Below are 18,699 nucleotides of genomic sequence, written 5' to 3'. Positions count from 1 at the left end.
CCAGTGCCCTCAGGGTGATGTGTCCCGGCCCGATGCGAGGTGCCCGTTCCGTCAGTGTGACGGGACCCAAGCAACAACTTATTCGCAGTGGCCGTTCCGGGAAGTCATTCGTGGTGAGTTGGTGCATCGGTCCCGCTCGTCTTGCTATTCGCGACTCGCGGCGGCTAGCTTGAGAGACTCTGCGGCATACGCCACTCCCATGGAGGTGCGTATGCCTTTCTGTTTATCCAGCTTTTCCGTCCCAAGGAGTCTCGCCCCGTGCTGCAATCGATGCGGAGCGCCGCGAAATACATCTGGATCGTGCTGATCGTGGCATTCGTCGGCAGTTTCCTTTTGTATGAGACCTCAGGTCTCGCAGGCCGCTCGCCCGTGACGACCTCCACCGCCATTGCGACGGTGAACGGCGAAGATATTTTGCTCACGTCGTGGCAAAATGCCGTGACGTCCCTCGAGCAACAGCAGCAACAGCAGCTCGGTCGGGGAATCACGCTCGACGAGCGGAAGACGCTCGAAGATCGTGCGTACGACGAGTTGGTCACGGAGCTGCTGCTCCAACAGGAATATAAGCGTCGCGGGATCACGGTTACTGACGACGAAATCCTCGAAGCGGCACGACTCGCCCCGCCGCCGCAGGCCATGCAATCGCCGGACCTGCAAACCGACGGCCGTTTCGACCTCTCGAAGTATCAGCGTCTCCTCGCTAGCCCGATGGCGCGGCAGTCTGGAATGCTGGCCGGTCTCGAAGCCTACTACCGCAACGAAATACCCAAGCAGAAGCTGTTTGATCAGATCGCGTCCGACGCGTACGTCTCCGACGAGCGCCTCTGGCAGGTCTATCGCGATCGTCACGATAGCGCACAAGTCAGTTACGTGCTCGTGGGCCAGAGTGCTCTCACGGACACGGCCGTGACTATCACCGACGCAGAAATCTCGCAGTTCTTCGATCGGAACAAGAAGCGTTTTACCCGTCCTGGCCGTGCCGTCGTTTCGCTGCTGACGGTGCCGCGAACGGTCACCTCGGCCGATTCGGCCGACGCCAAGGCTCGCATCGAAAAGCTGCGTGCCGAGATTGTCGCCGGCGCGAAGTTTGAAGACGTCGCCAAGCGCGAATCGACCGACAGCGTCTCAGGGGCCAATGGCGGTTCCCTTGGAAAGGGCGGCCGTGGTCGCTTCGCGGCAGACTTCGAGACGGCGATGTACAGCCTCAAGCCGGGCGATCTCTCGCAGCCCGTGCGGACGCCGTTCGGCTGGCACCTGATCCGCGTCGATTCGAAGTCCGGTGACACGCTCGATGTGCGCCACATCCTCGTGTCGATCGGCCAGAGTGACTCCAGCGCCACACGCACCGATCGTCGCGCCGACTCGCTGGCCAGCAAGGCCGGAAGCCAAGAAGATCCGGAGGCGTTCGACGCGGCCGCCAAGGCACTCGGTCTTTCGCCAGCCTCGGTCGTGGCGTTTGAGAAGGAGCCGCTGACGTACGCCGGCCGCTACGTGCCGAGCGTGAGCGCTTGGGCGTTTTCCGGTGTGCGGGCTGGTGAAACGAGCGATCTCTTTGACTCGCCCGATGCGTACTTCTTGGCGCGCGTCGACTCGCTGACGCTCGGTGGACCGCAACCGTTGTCCGACGTGAAGGAGGACATTCGTCGTCGTCTCGCCAAGGACAAGCGTATTGAGAAATTGCGGCCGATTGCCGAGCAGATCGCCGTCGCCGCTCGTACATCGACGCTCGAAGCCGCGGCGGCACAGCGCAGCCTACAGGTTGGGAAATCCCCGGCGTTCTCACGTGTTGACGCGGTGCCCGGTATGGGTCAGTTCGAGCCGGCGATCGGTGCTTCGTTCACCGTGCCGGTCGGTCAGATTGGTGGCCCGTTCAAGGCGGTCGACGGCATGGTCGTCCTTCGCGTCGACAGCCGCACCGATGCGAGCCGTCCGGCGTTCGAAGTCGACAAGGCAACACAGCGCAAGCAGTTGTTGCAGTCGCTGCGTCAGCAGCGCGTTGACGAATTTCTGACGAACCTGCGCGAGAGCGTGACGGTGGTCGACAAGCGTTCGAACGTGATGGTGACCCTGCGTCGCCAGTCCGGCGTCTGATCGACGACGCCGCAATCAAAAAGCCCCCGCGATGCCAGGCATCGCGGGGGCTTTTTGATTGCGCATACATTGCTCAGTTGAGCAGTCGTTTGGGCTCGGGAGACTCGTCGTCAGCCGTGGTCTGTTCCGCCGCTCCGCCGCCGACGCGGTCGTTGCGCGGGGCCGGCTCGGTAATCTGGCGCTGGGCATCACTCAGATTGCGCTTGAATTCGTTGATACCTTTGCCGAACGAACCGGCGATCTCCGGAATGCGCTTGGCTCCGAACAGGAGGAGCACAATCACGAGGATGATCATGATCTCCATGAAACCGAAATTCTGTAAACCCATAGGAAACTCCTAGAAGAGGGACCGCGCGATCAGGTAGGCGATCAATACTCCCAGGAGGCTCAAGAGCGAGACATCCAGGGCGACAGGTCCGACAGCAAACTTTAATATAATCAGATCGATCGGGAGCGGCCCGATAGCTGGCGTGACGCCGGTCGTCAGGAACTCCTTCACGGCACCCGCCGGCAGAAACCGTCGCGCGACCTGCGTGACCAGTCCCCCAGCCACGAAGCCTGACGCGAGCACCAGAACGTGAAACACCGGACGGTGCTTGGATGGTCCACGAGCCATCACCAGCGCCGCTCCACGACGTACGCGATGGCGTCCGTCAATGCTGTACGTGCGGCGCCGTCCGGCAGATCGGCCAATGCGTCCTCGGCTTCACGCGAAAACTGATCGGCGCGGCGACGCGCGTACTCGAGGCCGCCATAGTCGCGAACGATCTCCACCACCTCGGCGATCGCGTCGTCCTCCGGCTCGGGAGCGACGAACAGGGCCTCGACGCGCGCACGGGCCGATGAAGGCATTTCTCGTAAAGCCGCAATCAAGGGGAGCGTAACCTTATGCTCCTTCAGGTCCAGCCCGCTTGGCTTGCCCGTCATCTCCTGCCCTTCCGTATAGTCGAGCAAGTCGTCGGCAACCTGGAACGCCATACCGAGCCGCTCGCCGAATTGCGCGAGGGATTCACGATGCTGTGGCGCTCCGCAGAGCGCACCGACTTCACAGGATGCCATGAAGAGCGACCCGGTCTTGGCGCGAATCAGTGTCTCGTAATCCCGCTCGGAAAACGCCAGCGCGTCGTATGCCGCAAGCTGCCGAATTTCGCCGAGGGTCATTTCGTTGGACGCGTTCGTGACCGCCTTCATCGCTTCGAGATCACCGAGCGTCACGAGTTCGCGAAGCGCCCGCAGGTACAGAAAGTCGCCCATGATCACCGAGACCTGGTGGCTGAACAGCGAGTTCACCGTGGGCATGCCGCGCCGCAACGCCGAGTGATCGACCGCGTCATCGTGAACGAGCGTCGCGAGGTGAATGAGCTCGATGATCGCGGCGAAGGTGATAGCGCGAGCCGGCGGCTCATGTTCGACACTACTGGATAGCAGCAACAAGGTGGGCCGGAAGAGTTTCCCCTTCATGCCCATCAGATGTTGCTGCACCTCGGTTACTAGTGGCACGTCTGCGGACACAATGCGCCACAGCTCCTGAGACACCTTGAGCAATTCGTCCTGCACGGGCGCCTGAATGTCACGCAGGGCCGCCGCCAACGCCGTTGGCGTCCGCGTGGAAAGCGTCATCGCGCTACCTGGTCGAGCGCCGCCAGTCTGGCGGCAGCGTCACGGAAATGGATGTCGGTCGCATATACGCGCTGATAATAGCTCCGAGCCTCGTCCCAGCGCTGCAGGGCTTCGCACGAATACGCGAGAAGATAGAGGACACCCACTCTCTGCTCGTCATCCAACCCCGGCTCGTGAAGGGCTCGGGACAGTACCGTTGCTGCCACCTGGTGCCGTCCCTGCTCCACGAAACATTGCCCCAAGGCCTCGTAGGCGGGAAGCCGGTGTGACCGACTTCTCAGCGCCTTCTGGAATTCCTCGATGGCGTCATCGAGCAGACCCATTTCCTTGTAGGCGACGCCGAGATCGTAATGGCTCTCATGGTCATCCTCACCGAGTGAACGCGCGACCCCCTCCTTGAAGTGCCTGAGCAGCGCATCAAAATCCGCCTGTTCGTCACCACTGATGACCGGCTCCCGCATCCGCATGCGGGTCGAGGCGGGGGCATCGTCGTCGCGAAGCCAGTCCGCGAGGTCGACAAAGTTGGCGTCACTTCCCGGTTTGGGCGGCGGTGGCGGCGCGGCGCTGCCGAGGGCGGCGCGGGCGCGGTCATCGTACGGATCGATCTCGAGGACGCGCGCGTAGACGGCGCGGGCACGGCTTTCCTCACCAATACGCACCAACGCGTCGGCCAGGTCCAGGTAGGCGACCCGGAGACGTCCCTGATCCTGAACGCGGACCGACAGTTCGACGCGTTTCTGATGGAACGCCACGCGTTCGGGCGCCACCTGCACTAGCGAATCGGCAATGTCGGCACCGGCGTGCAAGTCGCCCTGGGCGACGAGGCCCAGTTGGGCCGCCTCGAGTTCGGCGAGTCCCGCATCGCGCTCTCCCGCCTCGAAGAGCGCCTCTGCCAACCGGCGACGAAGTAACCAGTCTTGCGGCAGCCTGGCCACGGCCGCCCGCAGTGCGTCGCGGCGGGATGACGCCACCAGCGTCGCCTCCGCGGCCACCGCCGCGATCGGCAACGACGGTGTGACCATGACCGGCCGGACAGCTTCGCTGAGCGCCTTGTCCGGCGTCCGCTCGTCGCTCGATGGGACCTCGCCCGCGGATGCCTGCGTCGCGAAGGACTCCGGAAGCAGCGTCGCTCGGCTGGCCGAGACCTCGGTGACGTCGGCGGGCGTGGCGCGGGTCGAGTCCACAACGGGCGAGTCTATGTCCGCCTCGAAGTCCGTATCCACCTCACCAACCAGATGATCGCGCTCGAGGTCGGCGAGTCCAGCCTCGACGAGTTCGTCATCGAGCAGGAGCGGAGGCAGTTCTCCGGGCAGAATGAAATCGTGCGGATCGATCCGAAACGGCGCACGCGGCACGGCAGCGGGCTCATCGACGAAGTGCGTCGGGGCCTCGGTGACCTGTATCGGCTCGTCGTCCCTCAATTCGAAGGCGTCTGCATTCGAATCGGCGTCCGCCTCAGCGACACGCTGTGCGCCGGGGGCGATCGCCGCGTCCAGCTCCGGAACAGTCGTGAAGTCGATTGTCTCGACGTCATCCTCGCCCGTCAGGAGACCGGCGCGATGCTCGGTCTCGCTCCAGTCGAGGGCTGGCGAATACATTGGCGTCTCGGAGCGGATGATGCTTTCCACACCGGGATCATCGGCTGCGTGTGCAAAATCTTCCGACAGGAGTTCGGGCAGGTTCTGGTGCGGGTCGGGGATCGTCGACTGTTCGCCCGTGGGCTCGAAGCCCCGCTCCGTGTGTACCCCGGCGATTCCGTTCTCGTCGGCAAGCCACGTCACATCCCTCGGGTGTACCGTGGGATCGACCACGGCCTCCGGCGATTCCGACTCGTCGACCGTCAGTCCTTCGAGCGGAGCTGCGTCAACATCAGCGAAGTCGCTCGATGCCTCGAGTCCGACCACGCGTTCCACCATCGACACTTCGACCGGTAGGTCATCCGCCACGACAGGAGGAACCGCATCCGGAATGCTGATCGGTCCCAACGTCCTCACGACGGGCTCGTCGGTCGTCATCGCCGGATCGAAGATCAAGATCGTCTCAAGTGCCGGACCGATCGACGCCTCTAGCCCGGGCGCGACCGCGAGCGTTGGTCTCGATGCCGCCCCTTCGACGGGTGCCTCGACGGTGAAAGCCGACACGAGTGCCAGCGGTGGTGGCGTCGGCATCCGCGTTAAGCGGGCTGGCGTACGGCGCGACACGGGCGCCCCATAGTCCACCTCGAGAAAGATCAAATCCTGCGATTTGTCCCAGCTTGTCGCGGTGGCGCTCTCCTCGCTGAGTGCCAGCGAGGCGCTCGACGGCGTACGACGGCGTGGGAGCACGATCCCGGCCCGATCGGCATGCTCGTCTACCAGACGCCGGACTTCGGTGAGCTCGGGCATCAAATCGGCGACTTCGGCGAGCGCGCGCATGCCCTCGTCCACGCGCCCTTCCTGCTGCATGCGGGTCGCGTACTCGAGGAAATTCCGGGTGGCGTCGCCCCGCAATCCTTTCCGTGCGCAGATCCGTCCCAGCGTGAAGTACACGTTGGCGCGGCCAGGCGCGTTACGTAGGATTTTGTTACAGAGAGCGATGGCGTTGTTGAACAGGCCGGAGTTTGCATAGTGCTCGACGGCCCGCTCGTAATACGTGATCGCGTCGGGAACGCGCCCTTGTCGCAGCGCGAGGTCGCCGACCTTGTTCAGCAGCGCGACATCGACGTCCTCGCCGGCCAGCTCGCTCTCCTCGATCGCTCTCACGTACGAGGCTATCGCGCGGTCGATCTGTCTCAGCTGCTCGAACTCAGCCGCCTTTTTCCGGTGTTTCGCGGCGTTAGACATGAGTTCGAGAATGACTCCGAGTAGCTGGACGAACGGCCCGCTGACGGGCTCGCGTGCGGGACGTAATCACGTCGGGGATGACGCTGCGGAAGCTAGGGTTCACACGGACACGTGACAAGCACGCCCGCCCGCCCACGCCACCCGACAAAGACGCTCGCCAAACCAGTAAGGCAACGCCCGGAAATCATCGGCGGCATGCACCGCGACATCGGCGCGGAATCCTTCGCGCAACTGGCCGGTGATTCCAGCCAATCCCAGTGCTGCCGCGCCGTTGACGGTGCCGGCAATCCAGGCCTCCGACGCCGATAACCGCAGCTGGCTCACGGCCAACGTGAGCACCAGCGGGAATGACTGCAGCGGCGATGTGCCTGGGTTTAGGTCCGTGGCGACGGCGACCGCTGCGCCGGCCTCGATCAACGCGCGGGCCGGCGCCTGTCGTCCGGTTCCGAGAAAGAGCATGGTGGCCGGCAACAGGGTCGCCACCGTGGACGACGCGGCCAGCGCGGCGATCCCCTCGGGTGAGATGGCGGCCAAGTGATCGGCACTGGTCGCGCCCAGCTGTGCGGCCAGTACCGCCGCCCCGCCGTCGTGCAGTTCATCAGCGTGCAGCTTGGGGAGCATGCCGTGCTTGCGGGCCGCTTCGAGTAACTGTCGCGTCTCCGAGACGGTAAATACGCCAGGCTCACAGAACACATCGGCGAAGCGAGCCAAGTGCTCGGCGGCCACGGCCGGGTAGAGCTCGTGCGTGAGGCAGTCGATCCACCTCGCGCGTCCATCGGGACGTTCGCGGTACTCCAGCGGCACTTCGTGCGCGCCGAGGCAGGTGGCCACGATGTTGAGCGGACCGGTCGCCGCGAGTCGCGCCACCACGCGCAGTGTCCGTAGCTCGTCGTGCACGCTGAGACCGTAGCCGGACTTGATTTCGACGGTGGTCACACCGCCAGCGGCAAGCGCCTGAAGTCTCGGCACCGCCAGCAAGAACAGTTCGTCGTCGCTCCGAGAGCGCAGGTCCCGCACCGACGCATGAATGCCGCCGCCCCGCTTGGCGATTTCGAGATAGGGTACGCCGGTCGCGCGCAGTTCGTGCTCCTCGTAGCGCGCGCGCCCGAAGACCGTGTGCGTATGCGAATCCACGAAGCCGGGAGCAAGCACCCCACGATCGCAGTCGACCTCGGCGGCGCTCGGGAAACGCCGGCGTAGCGCGTCATCCTCGTCCACCGCGACAATGCGATCACCCTGCACCGCGACGCCGACGCCGACCTGTATGCCGGCATCCTGCATCTCGGCGCCGCATCGCGCACGGGCCGGTCCGGCACAGGTCACGGTCTGCGCGGCATTCACGAACAGCGTCACGGTGTCGCCGGGCTTCGGTTTTCCCACGATCATGCCATCACGTCCCGCACGCGCGACATCAACCGCAGCGGCGCCTGTGCTTCGCCCCGACAGGCATAGAAGCATGCATTGCAATTGATCGGCGCGTACCCCTTGTAGTCCTGCCACCGCCCGTCCGGCTTGAAGTCCGGGCAGCGACGCACCATGCCCTGCGGATCGATGTGAATGGTGGTGGAACCACTGCGACACGGCTCGGTCATCTCACCGCGGACGTATCGCGGAATCTGCTCGAGATAGTAATCGGAGTTCGTGATCACGCCGCGCTTGCGCTGCTTGTAGGCGAGCAGCTGCTTCACGACGTGCTCGAGCTCGCGCTGCTGGGTATCACGAAGCAGATAGTCGCCGTTCCCGTTCTTGAAATCGGTGTACAGCGAGAAGTTCACGCCGCCGCCGAGCGCCGCGGCGCGCTCAACGATCGGCACGATCTGATCAAGATTGTCGTTCTTGATCACCGTGTTGAAACGTACACTGCCGATGCCCGCGTCCTTCATGCGCGGCACCAGATCGAGAATCTTCGTCGACAGTCCAGGAATGCCGCGCGCGGCATCGTGTCGCTCGTCGAGGTAGTCGAGCGAGATGTTGAACTGGTCGACGCCAGCGTTCCACAGCGATTTTGCGCGATCGAGCGACAGCATCGCGCCGTGCGTGATCATCTGGACGTAGGTGTACCGCACGGCCGTCCGTACCGATGCGACGATCTCTTCGAGATCCCTTCTCAGCGTCGGCTCGCCACCGGTGAACGTGACCAGCATCGGCGAGAAGCGTCGCGCGATCTCGGCGAAATCGCTCATCTCGCGGTGCTTCGCTTCAGCCGGCGTTTTCCAGTAGTCACAGAAGCCGCACTTGGCATTGCAACGCATCGTGACTTCGAAGTTCAGCAGGACCGGTCGATTTCGTGCACGCAGCCACGCGTACTTCCCGAGGAAGATCGGCACGTGCCATGGGCGATAGCGACTCGACAGCATCAGCCTTCCCGCATGGGAATACGAATGCCTTCTCGGGTGGCCGTCGCGATGGCGATGTCGTAGCCCGCATCGGCATGACGAGCGACGCCGATGCCAGGATCGTTGGTGAGGACACGTTCAAGGCGGCGGCGCATGCGCTCACTCCCGTCGGCCACGATCACCTGTCCGGCATGCAGCGAGTTGCCGATACCGACCCCACCGCCATGGTGAAATGATACCCACGATGCACCACTGGCCACGTTGAGCAGGGCATTCAGGATGGCCCAGTCGGCGATCGCATCGCTGCCGTCACGCATGGCTTCTGTTTCGCGGAAGGGCGACGCCACGCTACCGGTGTCGAGATGATCGCGCCCGATGACGATCGGTGCCGATACCTCACCACGCGCCACGAGGTCGTTCAGTGCCAGCGCGAATCGCGCGCGCTCCCCTTGGCCCAGCCAGCAGATGCGAGCGGGAAGTCCTTGAAAGGCAATGCGCTCACGAGCGAGTTCGATCCAGCGACGCAGCTGCGCATCATGCGGAAAGAGCTCGAGCACCAATTCGTCGGTGCGTGCGATGTCGGCGGGGTCGCCGGACAGCGCAACCCAACGGAACGGACCCTTCCCTTCGCAGAACAGCGGGCGCACATACTCCGGAACGAACCCGGGAATCCGGAACGCGTCGTCCATCCCGGCATCGAACGCGACCGTACGAATGTTGTTGCCGTAGTCAAAAGCGACGGCGCCGCGGTCCTGCATGCTCCGCATGGCCCGCACATGCTCCATGACCGACGCCGTCGAACGCGCGATGTACGCGGCAGGATCCGACGCACGCAAGGCGGCCGCCTCGTCCAGCGAGAGACCGGAGGGAACGTAGCCCACCAGCAGGTCGTGGGCACTCGTCTGGTCGGTCACGACGTCGGGGACGACTCCCCGTCGGACGAGTTCAGGCAGTACGTCAGCGGCATTCCCGATCAAACCCACCGAAAGGCCACGCCGTTCCATCTGCGCCGTGGCCAGCCAGGCAAGCGCCTCGTCGAGCGAGGTCGTCATGCGATCGCAGTAGCGCGTTTCTATGCGCTTCACGATGCGCGAGGCATCCACGTCGATGCCAAGCACGGCCGCCCCGTGCATCGCCGCCGCCAGCGGCTGCGCACCACCCATGCCACCCAAGCCCGCGGTGACCACCAACCGCCCTTCGAGAGTGCCACCGAAATGCCGCGTGGCCACGGCACCGAATGTTTCGTACGTGCCTTGCACGATGCCTTGCGACCCGATGTAGATCCACGAGCCGGCCGTCATCTGTCCGTACATCGTGAGGCCAGCGCGCTCGAGCCGGCGGAACTCATCCCAATTGGCCCAGCGGCCGACCAGATTGCCGTTGGCGATCAGGACACGTGGTGCGTCTTCGTGCGTCCGGAATACGGCTACCGGCTTGCCGCTCTGCACGAGCAGCGTTTCGTCGTTGGCGAGCGTTTTCAGCGTGCGCACGATCGCGTCGAAGGCTTCCCACGACCGGACGGCGCGCCCGGTGCCACCGTACACGACGAGGTCGTCGGGACGCTCGGCGACCTCGGGGTCGAGATTATTCATCAGCATACGGAGCGCCGCTTCCTGCTCCCATCCACGGCACTGCATCGCGCTGCCGCGCGGCGCCCGGACGACACGCGGTCCGCTGCTGCTTGCCGTCGTTGGCGACATGGTCACCGCGCCCGTCATACGACGAACCCCTCGGTAATGGCATCGAGTGCCCCGGCAGCCACGGCAGTTCCGAGCCGCGTGATGTCAGGTGCCGGTGGTCGGTCGCCAGTCGCTCGCGCGACATGCTGTCGGATAATCGCGTGCGCACGCTCCACGGCCACGCTGCTGCGCAGCGGACGGCGATACTCCAGAGCCTCCGCCGCGGCGATGAGTTCAATCGCGAGCACATGCCGCAGGTTGCGCACGGTGCGGCGCAACTTGGTGGCCGCCCCCATCGCCATCGGCACCACGTCTTCTTTGTTGCCGTCGGTCGGAATCGAGTCCACGCTGGCCGGGTGTGCCAACAGTTTGCACTCGCTGGCCAACGCCGCCGCCGTGACTTGTGCCATCATCTGTCCCGATTCGAGCCCCGGAGAGCCCGCCAGAAACGGTGGCAGTCCCTGATTGAAATCGGGGTGCACCAGTCGATCGGTCCGCCGCTCGCTGATCACGGCGAGGTTCGCACAGATGATTGCCAACAGGTCGCTCGCCATCGCCACGGCTTGGCCGTGGAAGTTACCGCCGCTGAGCAATTCTCCCGTGGCGAGCACCAACGGATTATCGGTGGCCGCGTTGAGCTCGCGCGAGATCACGCCACGCGCGAAACGCAGCGCGTCGAGTGCCGGGCCGTGCACCTGCGGTACGCAGCGCAGCGCGTACGCATCCTGCACACGCGGATCGCCGAAGCGATGCGACTCGCGAATCTCGCTGCCGTCGAGCAGCATGCGCAGCATGGCCGCCGATTCCATCTGCCCCGGCTGACCGCGCGCCTCCTGAATGCGCGCGTCGAACGCATCGGGGGTGCCCAACAGCGCCTCGAGACTCATGGCCGTCGCGACCTGCGCGGCATGCCAGAGTCGGGTGAGTTCCGCGCAGGCCAGTGATGCCACGGCAGTGTGCGCCTGCGTCCCGTTGATGAGCGCGAGCCCTTCCTTCGCCTCGAGCGTGACCGCGGTGAGCCCGGCCGCAGCGAGAAGCTCCTGGGAGGGGCCTTCGCGCTCCTGAAAGCGCGCCGTCCCTTCGCCAATGAGCGTAAGCGCGAGGTGCGCGAGCGGCGCGAGATCGCCGCTGGCTCCCACGCTCCCCTGCTCCGGCACCACGGGCCACACCCCGGCATTCAGCATCGCCAATAACGATTCCACGACTATCGGTCGTGCACCGGCGTACGCCGTTGCGAGCACGTTCGCGCGGAGTAGCATCATGGCGCGCACTTCGCGTTCTGGGAGCGGATCACCGACGCCAGCCGCATGACTGCGGACCAGATTGCGCTGCAGTGCCGCCAGTTGATCACCGGCGATCGTGACTTCGGAGAGCTTGCCGAAACCGGTGTTGACGCCGTATACCGGTTCCGCGCGCGCCACGGCGCGATCGACGACGTCGCGCGTCACCTGCATGCGCGCCCGCGCCTCGGCGGCCAAGCCCACGGCCAGCGCGCCATCCGCCACCGCCATCACATCGGCAATTTGCAACGATCGTCCGTCAAGCAGCAGCATCGTGTTCTGTCTCCACGCCGGTGCTACCGACGAATCAGCGCCCATTGGACGACCGGTACGTTTGGCGGTCGTAGTTGAATTTCAGTTCCGGCTGCGCTTTCAACGCTATGAAGAAATTGAACGCGAAGCTTCCACTCGGGGTCTGCGAGAAGGCGAAGACGGCATTCCAGTCATGCAACTGGCGCTGCAGGCCCACCTGCTGGCTCGCGAACCGCGCACGCTCCACATCGTATTGCGTGCTCCACTGCGCCGACCAGTTCTGGGTGATATTGAATGACATCGTCGCCGAGACGTTCTGCGTGGCCGGTTGTATGAACACGGGCGCACCGATGGCGCTCTGTCCAGACGTGAGACCAGTGGCCTGCGCGCTCTGCGCGTTGACCAGGCACTGTTCGTACACGAACGCGCCAAGCGCGCGCTGCGGCTCACAGAAGATCGACGGATCGTTCACGATCTGGGTGCCGCCACGCGGCGGTCGTTGACGTGCCGCGTTGTACTGCAAGTTCAGATTCCATCCGCCACCACTTGGCAGCGACGCCTGCATACCGCGCATGTTCCCTCCACCGGCGGCGTTCATCTGGCGGCTCTGCTGCGCCACGTTCTGGTCGGACGCATTGCGTGGCGCGTTGGTACTGTCGATCGCTTCGAGCGGCGTCGACCTCCCGAGCAGGCGACCGAACAGTGCGACGAGGCCCGACTTGCCGTTCAGCGAGAACGTGACGCCGAAATCGGTACGATACGGACTGAAGGTCGCGGTATCCGATGCCGGATCACCCTGGAAGAGATCGTACGACGTGCGAAAGTCGAGCCCGGGCAACAGGTCCGTGCGCCCCGAGAGGGTGAACATCTTGTCGGTGAATCCGTTGCCGGTGGAATCGGCACGGATGAAATCGTACGACAACGACGAAAAGTTCAGCGCCAACAATTTGATCTTTCGGCCCGACTCGGGCGTTGAGTCAGACTCCGACTTGAGCTTCGCTTCAAGGTTGGTAGACAGATTCAGCGAGACGCGATTCTGTGCGAGCGAGGAGAGATAGCCCACGCGCGTCCTCCCGAGCGCCTGCAGATACTCGTCGCTCACGTTTGCATTCGGCGAATAGCTGTAGCTGAGACTGGGCGTAATCGAGTGGCGTATCTTCGCCACCGATCCGATACCGGGCAGCATCGCGTACAACGTCGGCGACGCTGACAGCGCGTAGCTCAGTCGCTTCGACTGTTGCACCCACTTGCCACCGCTCCGTTCGGTACGAACAAACAGCCCCGAGGCGCCATCCACGTTGTTCACCGAAATTGACGGTGATAGGTTCCACGTGCCCTGGAAAAAGCGCGGCAGCCCGAACGAGGTCGTCCAGTCGAAGTTCGACTCGTAGGTTTTGGCGAAAATGCGCGTGGAGCGGATCGACGTATCGCGCACGCCGATGATTTCGCGCTGCTCCGGAAAATTCCGATACTGATCGGACAGCGTGAAGGAGTTGTTCCACTGCCAATCGCCGATCTTGATCGGCGTCTCGAAGCCGAACTGCATATTGCGCCGACTCGCATCGAATTGCGTACTGTCGACACCACCGCCCTTCCGGATGTTGTACACATACGGGAACTGGAGCCCTTGATCGATCTTGCTCTGTCCCGAAATCGCGAGGCGCAACGACGGCGTCCACGAGAACGGTCCGCCGGCGAGTGTGCCCGCGGTGACGTTGAGTGACGGGAAGTCCATGTCGACCTGCTTGCGCCCCGGATACTGCACGCGACTACCGCCGACGTTGATCTGCGCCGGTCCGATCTTGGTCTGATAGTTCAACTGCGAGCGAATCGTCGCGTTGGCTGCCGTCGGGTTCACCGTCGTCTGCCGCTGAATCTGCGTATTCTGCACCCAATTCAGGCGTGCCGTGAGGCGCGTCTGACGTGAGAAGTCCTGATTGTGATTCCACGTCACGGAGGTATTCGTCGTGCCGTTGCGCTGCGCCAGGTACGACACGGCGGTCTCACCGCTGATGAACCGGTCCAGCCACTTGTAGCGCAGTTCGGCATTGCCGCGCAGGAAGCCCGGATCCTGCTCCGTGCTCCGGGCGCCCGAACGCCAGTCGAACGACGCCTCGGCATTCATGTAATCGCTGATGGCGAGAAAGTAGCCGATATTCGTGATGCTCCGGCGATACGACGGGCTGTTTCGGAACAGTTCGGCGATACCGAAGTTCGGCGTGAGCATGCCGCTGCGCCGACCGCTCCGCACATCCTGGAAGAAGAACGGGATCCAGAACACGGGCACTTCGCCGATGTACAGCACGCCCGGCCGCGCCACCATTACGTTCTCAGACACGAACTTCATGTCCTTCGTCGTGAAGTGAAAGTGCGGCTCGGCATGATCACAATAGGTGAACGAGCCGTTCTTGGCGAACACGATGTGCCGGCCGCTCACCAGCGAATCGGAAATGATCGTGCCGCGCTCGGCGCTCAGAAACAGCCGTTGCCCAGACGTGACCGACGTCGAGAAGGCACCGGTGACGCCCTGTTTCGACTGGAGGTCGTACTCGATACGCCCCTTGGCGATGAAGTCGTCGGCGTCCTGTTGCTGGGGGTCGCGCAACAGCACCGTGTCACCGATAGCGACGACGCGCTTGGTCGAGTCGTTGTAGACGATCGAGTCGCCGATGATCATCGTCTCGTCGCGCTGCACCGCCGACGGCTTTCCTTTCAGGATCAAGGCGCGCGACAGCGCATTGAAGAACACCGTGTCGCCCTGGTACTGCACCTTGCGGTACCCCTCACGATCGAGCAGCGCGCGCATGAGCGAGTCGGGCGGTATCCAGTTGAACACTTCGCGATCCTTGCTCAACTGCGCCAGGCTGTCTTTTCCCTGCACGGTCCCGGCCGCCGCCTTGCCCGTGGGCACGGGACGCGTGGGGATGGGTCGCTGCGCCGTCAGCGGCATCGCGAGCAACCCGGTGCCCAGCACAAGGCCCAGCATCACCAAAACGACCGAGCGCCATCGGCCGCGTGCAGGCACCGATCGGCTCACTCGTCCCCGGCAGCGATACGTCGTTCACGACGACGGCTGATGAACTTCGAGACTGTGATCGAGACTTCGTACAACAGATAGAGTGGGATCGTCAGTGCGATCAGAGACGTCGGGTCGCTACCCGGCGTGATGAGCGCCGCCGCGACGATACACCCCAAAAACGCGTGGCGCCGAAACTTCGAGAGGTACTGCGGCTGGACGATACCCATGGCCGAGAGCAACGCGATGACAATTGGCAGCTCGAAAATCGCACCGAAGGCGAGACACATGGAGATCACGAAACTGACGTACTGATCGACCGTCTGCATGATTTGCACGGACCCGCTCTGGAAGCTCATGAAAAAGCCGAGCGTCACCGGCAGCACGTAGAAGAACGACAGCGCCATGCCGGCCAGAAAGAGCACGGCCGCGCCAATCAGTGCCGGGATCACGGCCTTCTTCTCATGGCCGTAGAGCGCCGGCGACAGGAATCCCCAGAGTTGCCAAGCGAGGACCGGCGAGGCGGCGATCAAGCCCAGCGTGATCGACGCATCCATCACGATGTCGAAGAGATCGCTCACGTGCGTGACCATGAGCGGCTGCTTCAGATACGGCTGAATGGGCTGCGACAGGAAAGCGATAATATCCACCTGCTTCGTGTACAGCAGCGCGAAGGAGACGCCAACGCCGATGGCAATGGCCACGGCACTTTTGAAGAGCCTCCACCGCAGTTCCTCGAGGTGATCGAGAAACGGCATTTCCACACTATTACTGCTGGACATCAGCGAAGTCGTCCTGGTCGCGCGGTCAGCGCAGCGTCTTGAGTTGTTCGGCCGCGAGCTCGGCCTCATCGCTGCGCGGATAGCGGGCGATCACCTGTTCGAGCAGCTGCCGGGCTTGCGGGGTGTTCCCCTGCTGCAGCGCCAGCTGCGCCCGCTTGTAGAACGCGGTCGGTGCCTTTACCGACATGGGATGGGCACTCACCACCGCCGCATACGCCGCATCGGCCGCTGCCACATTCTTTTCCTTCGCGAACGATTCGGCGATCCAGAACTGCGCGTCAGGGGCGTAGTCGGACGTGGGAAAGTTCGTGAGCAACTCTTGAAAGTAAATGCGCGCCGTCGCACTGCTTCCTCGGGTGAGCTGATCCCGCCCATCGGAGTAGAGCTGGTTGGGGCCCGGGGCGCGGGCGGCCGCGCTGTCCATCGCCAGTGGCGTCGTGGTGCGTCCACTCGTGGGGGGCACCGGCGGCACGGTGCTCGCGGGCGGCGCGCCGACCGGGGCCGCGCTCCGAGATTCGATCTCCGAGCGTAACCGCGCGATCGTGGCCTGACTTTGCCCGAGCAACGTCTGCACCTGCAGCATCTGCTCCCGGATGGCCCGCATCTCGCCACGCACGTCGCCCTGAATACTGACCGTGCGAGCGCTGACCTTGGACAACGAATCGCTGGCGACCTGAAGCATTCGCAAAGTCTGCGTTAGCGCCTCACGCTGCTCGAGCTGATGCTTGAGGATCTCCGCGCGCAGCGACGAGATGTCGCTCTGCACGATCCGTACATCCCCGCGCGTAGCGAAGCAGCCTCCCGTGGCAACGAGCGCCACGAGAGGAACGAGCCGCCACATTCGGGAGCGTAGCGAGGGCCGAAGTCCGAGTGCGGCGGCGCTTATCACTGAGCGCGCAGTTGATCGCCGCCGGCGATGATCTCGAACTCGTCGCGGCGATTGCGCGACCACGCTTCTTCACTCGTCCCCTGCACGGCCGGACGCTCACGACCGAACGACGCCGACTCGATGCGGGACGCATCGATGCCGCGGTCGGTCAGATATCGCTTCGCCGCTTCGGCACGACGACGGCCGAGCGCGATGTTGTACTCGTCGCTGCCGCGCTCGTCACAGTGACCCGCGATGCGGATCTTCACGGCCGGATTCGCATTCAGCACCGAGATCTTCGCGTCGAGATTCGACTTCGCATCGTCGCGCAACTCGTCGGCATCGTACTCGAAGTAGATCGTCTCGAGCAATCGCGCACGAGTGGCCGCCAGTTTCGTGCGATACTCTTCCATCGTGTCGCGGGCCGCAGGAGTGGTATTCGTCGGCCGTGTCGGCTGCTGAGGCTGCGCAACAGGGGGTGTTTCTGTCTGCGGGGCGACCACCGGCTTCTTACGGCAGGCACCCAGCACCAGCGTGGTGGAGGCCAACACCAGGGTCAGACGAGACACACGCATCATGTCGGAAAACTCCGAAGGTAGAGTGAAAAAGGTGGTGACTACTGCGACAGCAACCGCGGAGACCACGCCGACAATCGCGCTTCGGACCCGAAGGTGAGTTGGCGTGAGCGACCGGTTTCGATATCCACGATCCACAACTGGCGCGTCCCGCTGCGTGTCGATGAAAACACGAGGTGTCGGGAATCCGGTGCCCACGATGGGTCATCGTTCCGACCGTCGTTCGTCACGATCTTCACGGACTGATCGCGCAAGTTGATGGTCATGATCTGGAACGTGCCGCCGTTTCGAGACTGAAACGCCACGAGGCGCCCATCGGGAGACCAGTCCGGCCCCGCTCGGTAGTCGCGATCGCCGAACGTCGCCGCCGTGAGCAGCTCCACGTTCGTTCCATCCAGATCGCTAATATACACTTCGGGATGCCCTGAGCGGTCCGACATGAAGGCGATTCGCTGCCCGTCAGGGCTGAAGGTGGGCTGTGTACTCGCACGGCCGCGCCCCACGGTGATCCGCCGTGACGCTCCACCGCCGATCGGCATGGCGTGCAGATCCGTGCCAGTGTCCGAGCCGCGCGCATACACCACGGTGCGTCCGTCAGGAGACACCGCCGGCGAGCTGTGCTCGATCCCCGAAGACGAGGCCAAGGTGCGCTGCGACCCGGTGCCGAGATCCGTCAGCATGATCGGGTTGCGCACACCATCGAGCACACTGTACACCAGCCCGCGCGCCCCTGGTAGCCACTGCGGCGACATGCCGCTCGGAGTCGCCGGGGTCACATTTGCGCGATCGCTATCGACTATCCACACTCGGCCGCCACGCGTGAAGGCGATCCGCGTCTGCGCGATGCCGCGCTGCCCCGTGATCCACTCCTCGACCGCGTCGGACACGCCATGCATCGCCGCACGCCACGCGGGCGACAGTAACGGCGACGGGAGTGGAAAATCCTTGCTATTCAGTACGGCTTTTTTCGACACATCGTGCAACGCCACACGCACCCAGCCCGACGGCAGAAGGGTGGGCTGCACGATGCCGTCCACCCCGAGCTTCGCAAACAGCGCATAATTCGGCGGCCCGTTCACCACCGGCGCGCTCGACGTCGAAACGACGTTGAAGCGATCGCTGTAGTCGAAATCCCGCGAAAGTATCACAGCGACCGAATCGCCGCTGCCGCCGTTCACCGGCAACACGATCAACGACGTCTTCTGTCCGGCCACGTATCGTGTGCTGAGACTGACCCCCGGCGGCTGCGCCTGCGCCGCGGCCTGTGACGGCATGATAGGACCGACCGCCGGTATCGACGCGGCACACATTGTCGCGGCGACACGGCGAATCCAACCGACGCGGCGCGTCACTGAGAACGACGTCATCTGGGTCATGC

14 protein-coding genes are annotated in these 18,699 nt (G+C 63.9%); 1 reads left to right on the top strand and 13 read right to left on the bottom strand.

Features of this window, described 5'->3' with window-relative positions; genetic code table 11:
* Window positions 1-258: 258 nt before the first annotated feature.
* A complete protein-coding gene (locus tag ACLL97_RS20840) occupies window positions 259-2,091 on the top strand; it encodes a peptidyl-prolyl cis-trans isomerase (RefSeq protein WP_411282403.1) in 1,833 nt (610 codons plus the stop codon).
* A gap of 73 nt (window positions 2,092-2,164) precedes the next feature.
* Here ACLL97_RS20840 and ACLL97_RS20835 read toward each other — a convergent pair whose 3' ends face one another.
* From ACLL97_RS20835 to ACLL97_RS20775, 13 genes are all read right to left on the bottom strand, one after another.
* Entirely contained in the window at window positions 2,165-2,419 is a 255-nt protein-coding gene (locus ACLL97_RS20835; RefSeq protein ID WP_411282402.1) for a twin-arginine translocase TatA/TatE family subunit, read from the bottom strand.
* Window positions 2,420-2,428: 9 nt separating this feature from the next.
* Window positions 2,429-2,677 (bottom strand): DUF4321 domain-containing protein, encoded by a 249-nt coding sequence (locus ACLL97_RS20830; protein ID WP_411282401.1) that lies wholly within the window; start codon window positions 2,675-2,677, stop codon window positions 2,429-2,431.
* Between the two features lie 29 nt (window positions 2,678-2,706).
* On the bottom strand, window positions 2,707-3,711 hold the full coding sequence (locus tag ACLL97_RS20825) for a polyprenyl synthetase family protein (RefSeq protein WP_411282400.1): 1,005 nt from the start codon (window positions 3,709-3,711) through the stop codon (window positions 2,707-2,709).
* Window positions 3,708-6,533, bottom strand: a complete 2,826-nt coding sequence (locus tag ACLL97_RS20820; protein WP_411282399.1) for a tetratricopeptide repeat protein — start codon at window positions 6,531-6,533, stop codon at window positions 3,708-3,710. Before ACLL97_RS20820 ends, ACLL97_RS20825 begins: the two co-directional genes overlap by 4 nt.
* A 99-nt stretch (window positions 6,534-6,632) precedes the next feature.
* A complete protein-coding gene (gene hutI, locus ACLL97_RS20815) occupies window positions 6,633-7,919 on the bottom strand; it encodes an imidazolonepropionase (protein WP_411282398.1) in 1,287 nt (428 codons plus the stop codon).
* On the bottom strand, window positions 7,916-8,890 hold the full coding sequence (locus ACLL97_RS20810) for a radical SAM protein (protein ID WP_411282397.1): 975 nt from the start codon (window positions 8,888-8,890) through the stop codon (window positions 7,916-7,918). The genes hutI and ACLL97_RS20810 overlap by 4 nt, the downstream gene beginning before the upstream one ends.
* On the bottom strand, window positions 8,890-10,569 hold the full coding sequence (hutU, locus tag ACLL97_RS20805) for a urocanate hydratase (RefSeq protein WP_411282413.1): 1,680 nt from the start codon (window positions 10,567-10,569) through the stop codon (window positions 8,890-8,892). Before hutU ends, ACLL97_RS20810 begins: the two co-directional genes overlap by 1 nt.
* Before the next feature lie 14 nt (window positions 10,570-10,583).
* Window positions 10,584-12,146: a histidine ammonia-lyase gene (hutH, locus tag ACLL97_RS20800; RefSeq protein WP_411282396.1), complete on the bottom strand. Its 1,563-nt coding sequence runs from the start codon at window positions 12,144-12,146 to the stop codon at window positions 10,584-10,586.
* Entirely contained in the window at window positions 12,136-15,066 is a 2,931-nt protein-coding gene (locus ACLL97_RS20795) for a putative LPS assembly protein LptD (protein ID WP_411282412.1), read from the bottom strand. The genes hutH and ACLL97_RS20795 overlap by 11 nt, the downstream gene beginning before the upstream one ends.
* A gap of 47 nt (window positions 15,067-15,113) precedes the next feature.
* Complete coding sequence (gene tatC / locus ACLL97_RS20790) at window positions 15,114-15,878, bottom strand: twin-arginine translocase subunit TatC (RefSeq protein ID WP_411282395.1); 765 nt, start codon at window positions 15,876-15,878, stop codon at window positions 15,114-15,116.
* A gap of 25 nt (window positions 15,879-15,903) precedes the next feature.
* Window positions 15,904-16,644 (bottom strand): tol-pal system protein YbgF, encoded by a 741-nt coding sequence (gene ybgF, locus ACLL97_RS20785; protein ID WP_411282394.1) that lies wholly within the window; start codon window positions 16,642-16,644, stop codon window positions 15,904-15,906.
* Window positions 16,645-16,763: 119 nt separating this feature from the next.
* Window positions 16,764-17,324, bottom strand: a complete 561-nt coding sequence (gene pal, locus ACLL97_RS20780) for a peptidoglycan-associated lipoprotein Pal (RefSeq protein WP_411282393.1) — start codon at window positions 17,322-17,324, stop codon at window positions 16,764-16,766.
* Between the two features lie 38 nt (window positions 17,325-17,362).
* On the bottom strand, window positions 17,363-18,697 hold the full coding sequence (locus tag ACLL97_RS20775) for a hypothetical protein (protein WP_411282392.1): 1,335 nt from the start codon (window positions 18,695-18,697) through the stop codon (window positions 17,363-17,365).
* Window positions 18,698-18,699: the final 2 nt, after the last annotated feature.

This window comes from Gemmatimonas sp., from assembly GCF_046594945.1.
GTDB lineage: Bacteria > Gemmatimonadota > Gemmatimonadetes > Gemmatimonadales > Gemmatimonadaceae > Gemmatimonas.
This window is presented reverse-complemented; position numbering and strand designations above follow the sequence as displayed.

Bases quoted from the DNA above. Each gene is read 5' to 3' on its own strand.
- ACLL97_RS20820 (WP_411282399.1), bottom strand. From the start codon at position 6,533: ATGTCTAACGCCGCGAAACACCGGAAAAAGGCGGCTGAGTTCGAGCAG.
- ACLL97_RS20795 (WP_411282412.1), bottom strand. From the start codon at position 15,066: ATGCTGGGCCTTGTGCTGGGCACCGGGTTGCTCGCGATGCCGCTGACG.
- pal (WP_411282393.1), bottom strand. From the start codon at position 17,324: ATGATGCGTGTGTCTCGTCTGACCCTGGTGTTGGCCTCCACCACGCTG.
- hutI (WP_411282398.1), bottom strand. From the start codon at position 7,919: ATGATCGTGGGAAAACCGAAGCCCGGCGACACCGTGACGCTGTTCGTG.
- ACLL97_RS20775 (WP_411282392.1), bottom strand. From the start codon at position 18,697: ATGACCCAGATGACGTCGTTCTCAGTGACGCGCCGCGTCGGTTGGATT.
- hutH (WP_411282396.1), bottom strand. From the start codon at position 12,146: ATGGGCGCTGATTCGTCGGTAGCACCGGCGTGGAGACAGAACACGATG.
- hutU (WP_411282413.1), bottom strand. From the start codon at position 10,569: ATGTCGCCAACGACGGCAAGCAGCAGCGGACCGCGTGTCGTCCGGGCG.
- ACLL97_RS20810 (WP_411282397.1), bottom strand. From the start codon at position 8,890: ATGCTGTCGAGTCGCTATCGCCCATGGCACGTGCCGATCTTCCTCGGG.
- ACLL97_RS20825 (WP_411282400.1), bottom strand. From the start codon at position 3,711: ATGACGCTTTCCACGCGGACGCCAACGGCGTTGGCGGCGGCCCTGCGT.
- ACLL97_RS20835 (WP_411282402.1), bottom strand. From the start codon at position 2,419: ATGGGTTTACAGAATTTCGGTTTCATGGAGATCATGATCATCCTCGTG.
- tatC (WP_411282395.1), bottom strand. From the start codon at position 15,878: ATGTCCAGCAGTAATAGTGTGGAAATGCCGTTTCTCGATCACCTCGAG.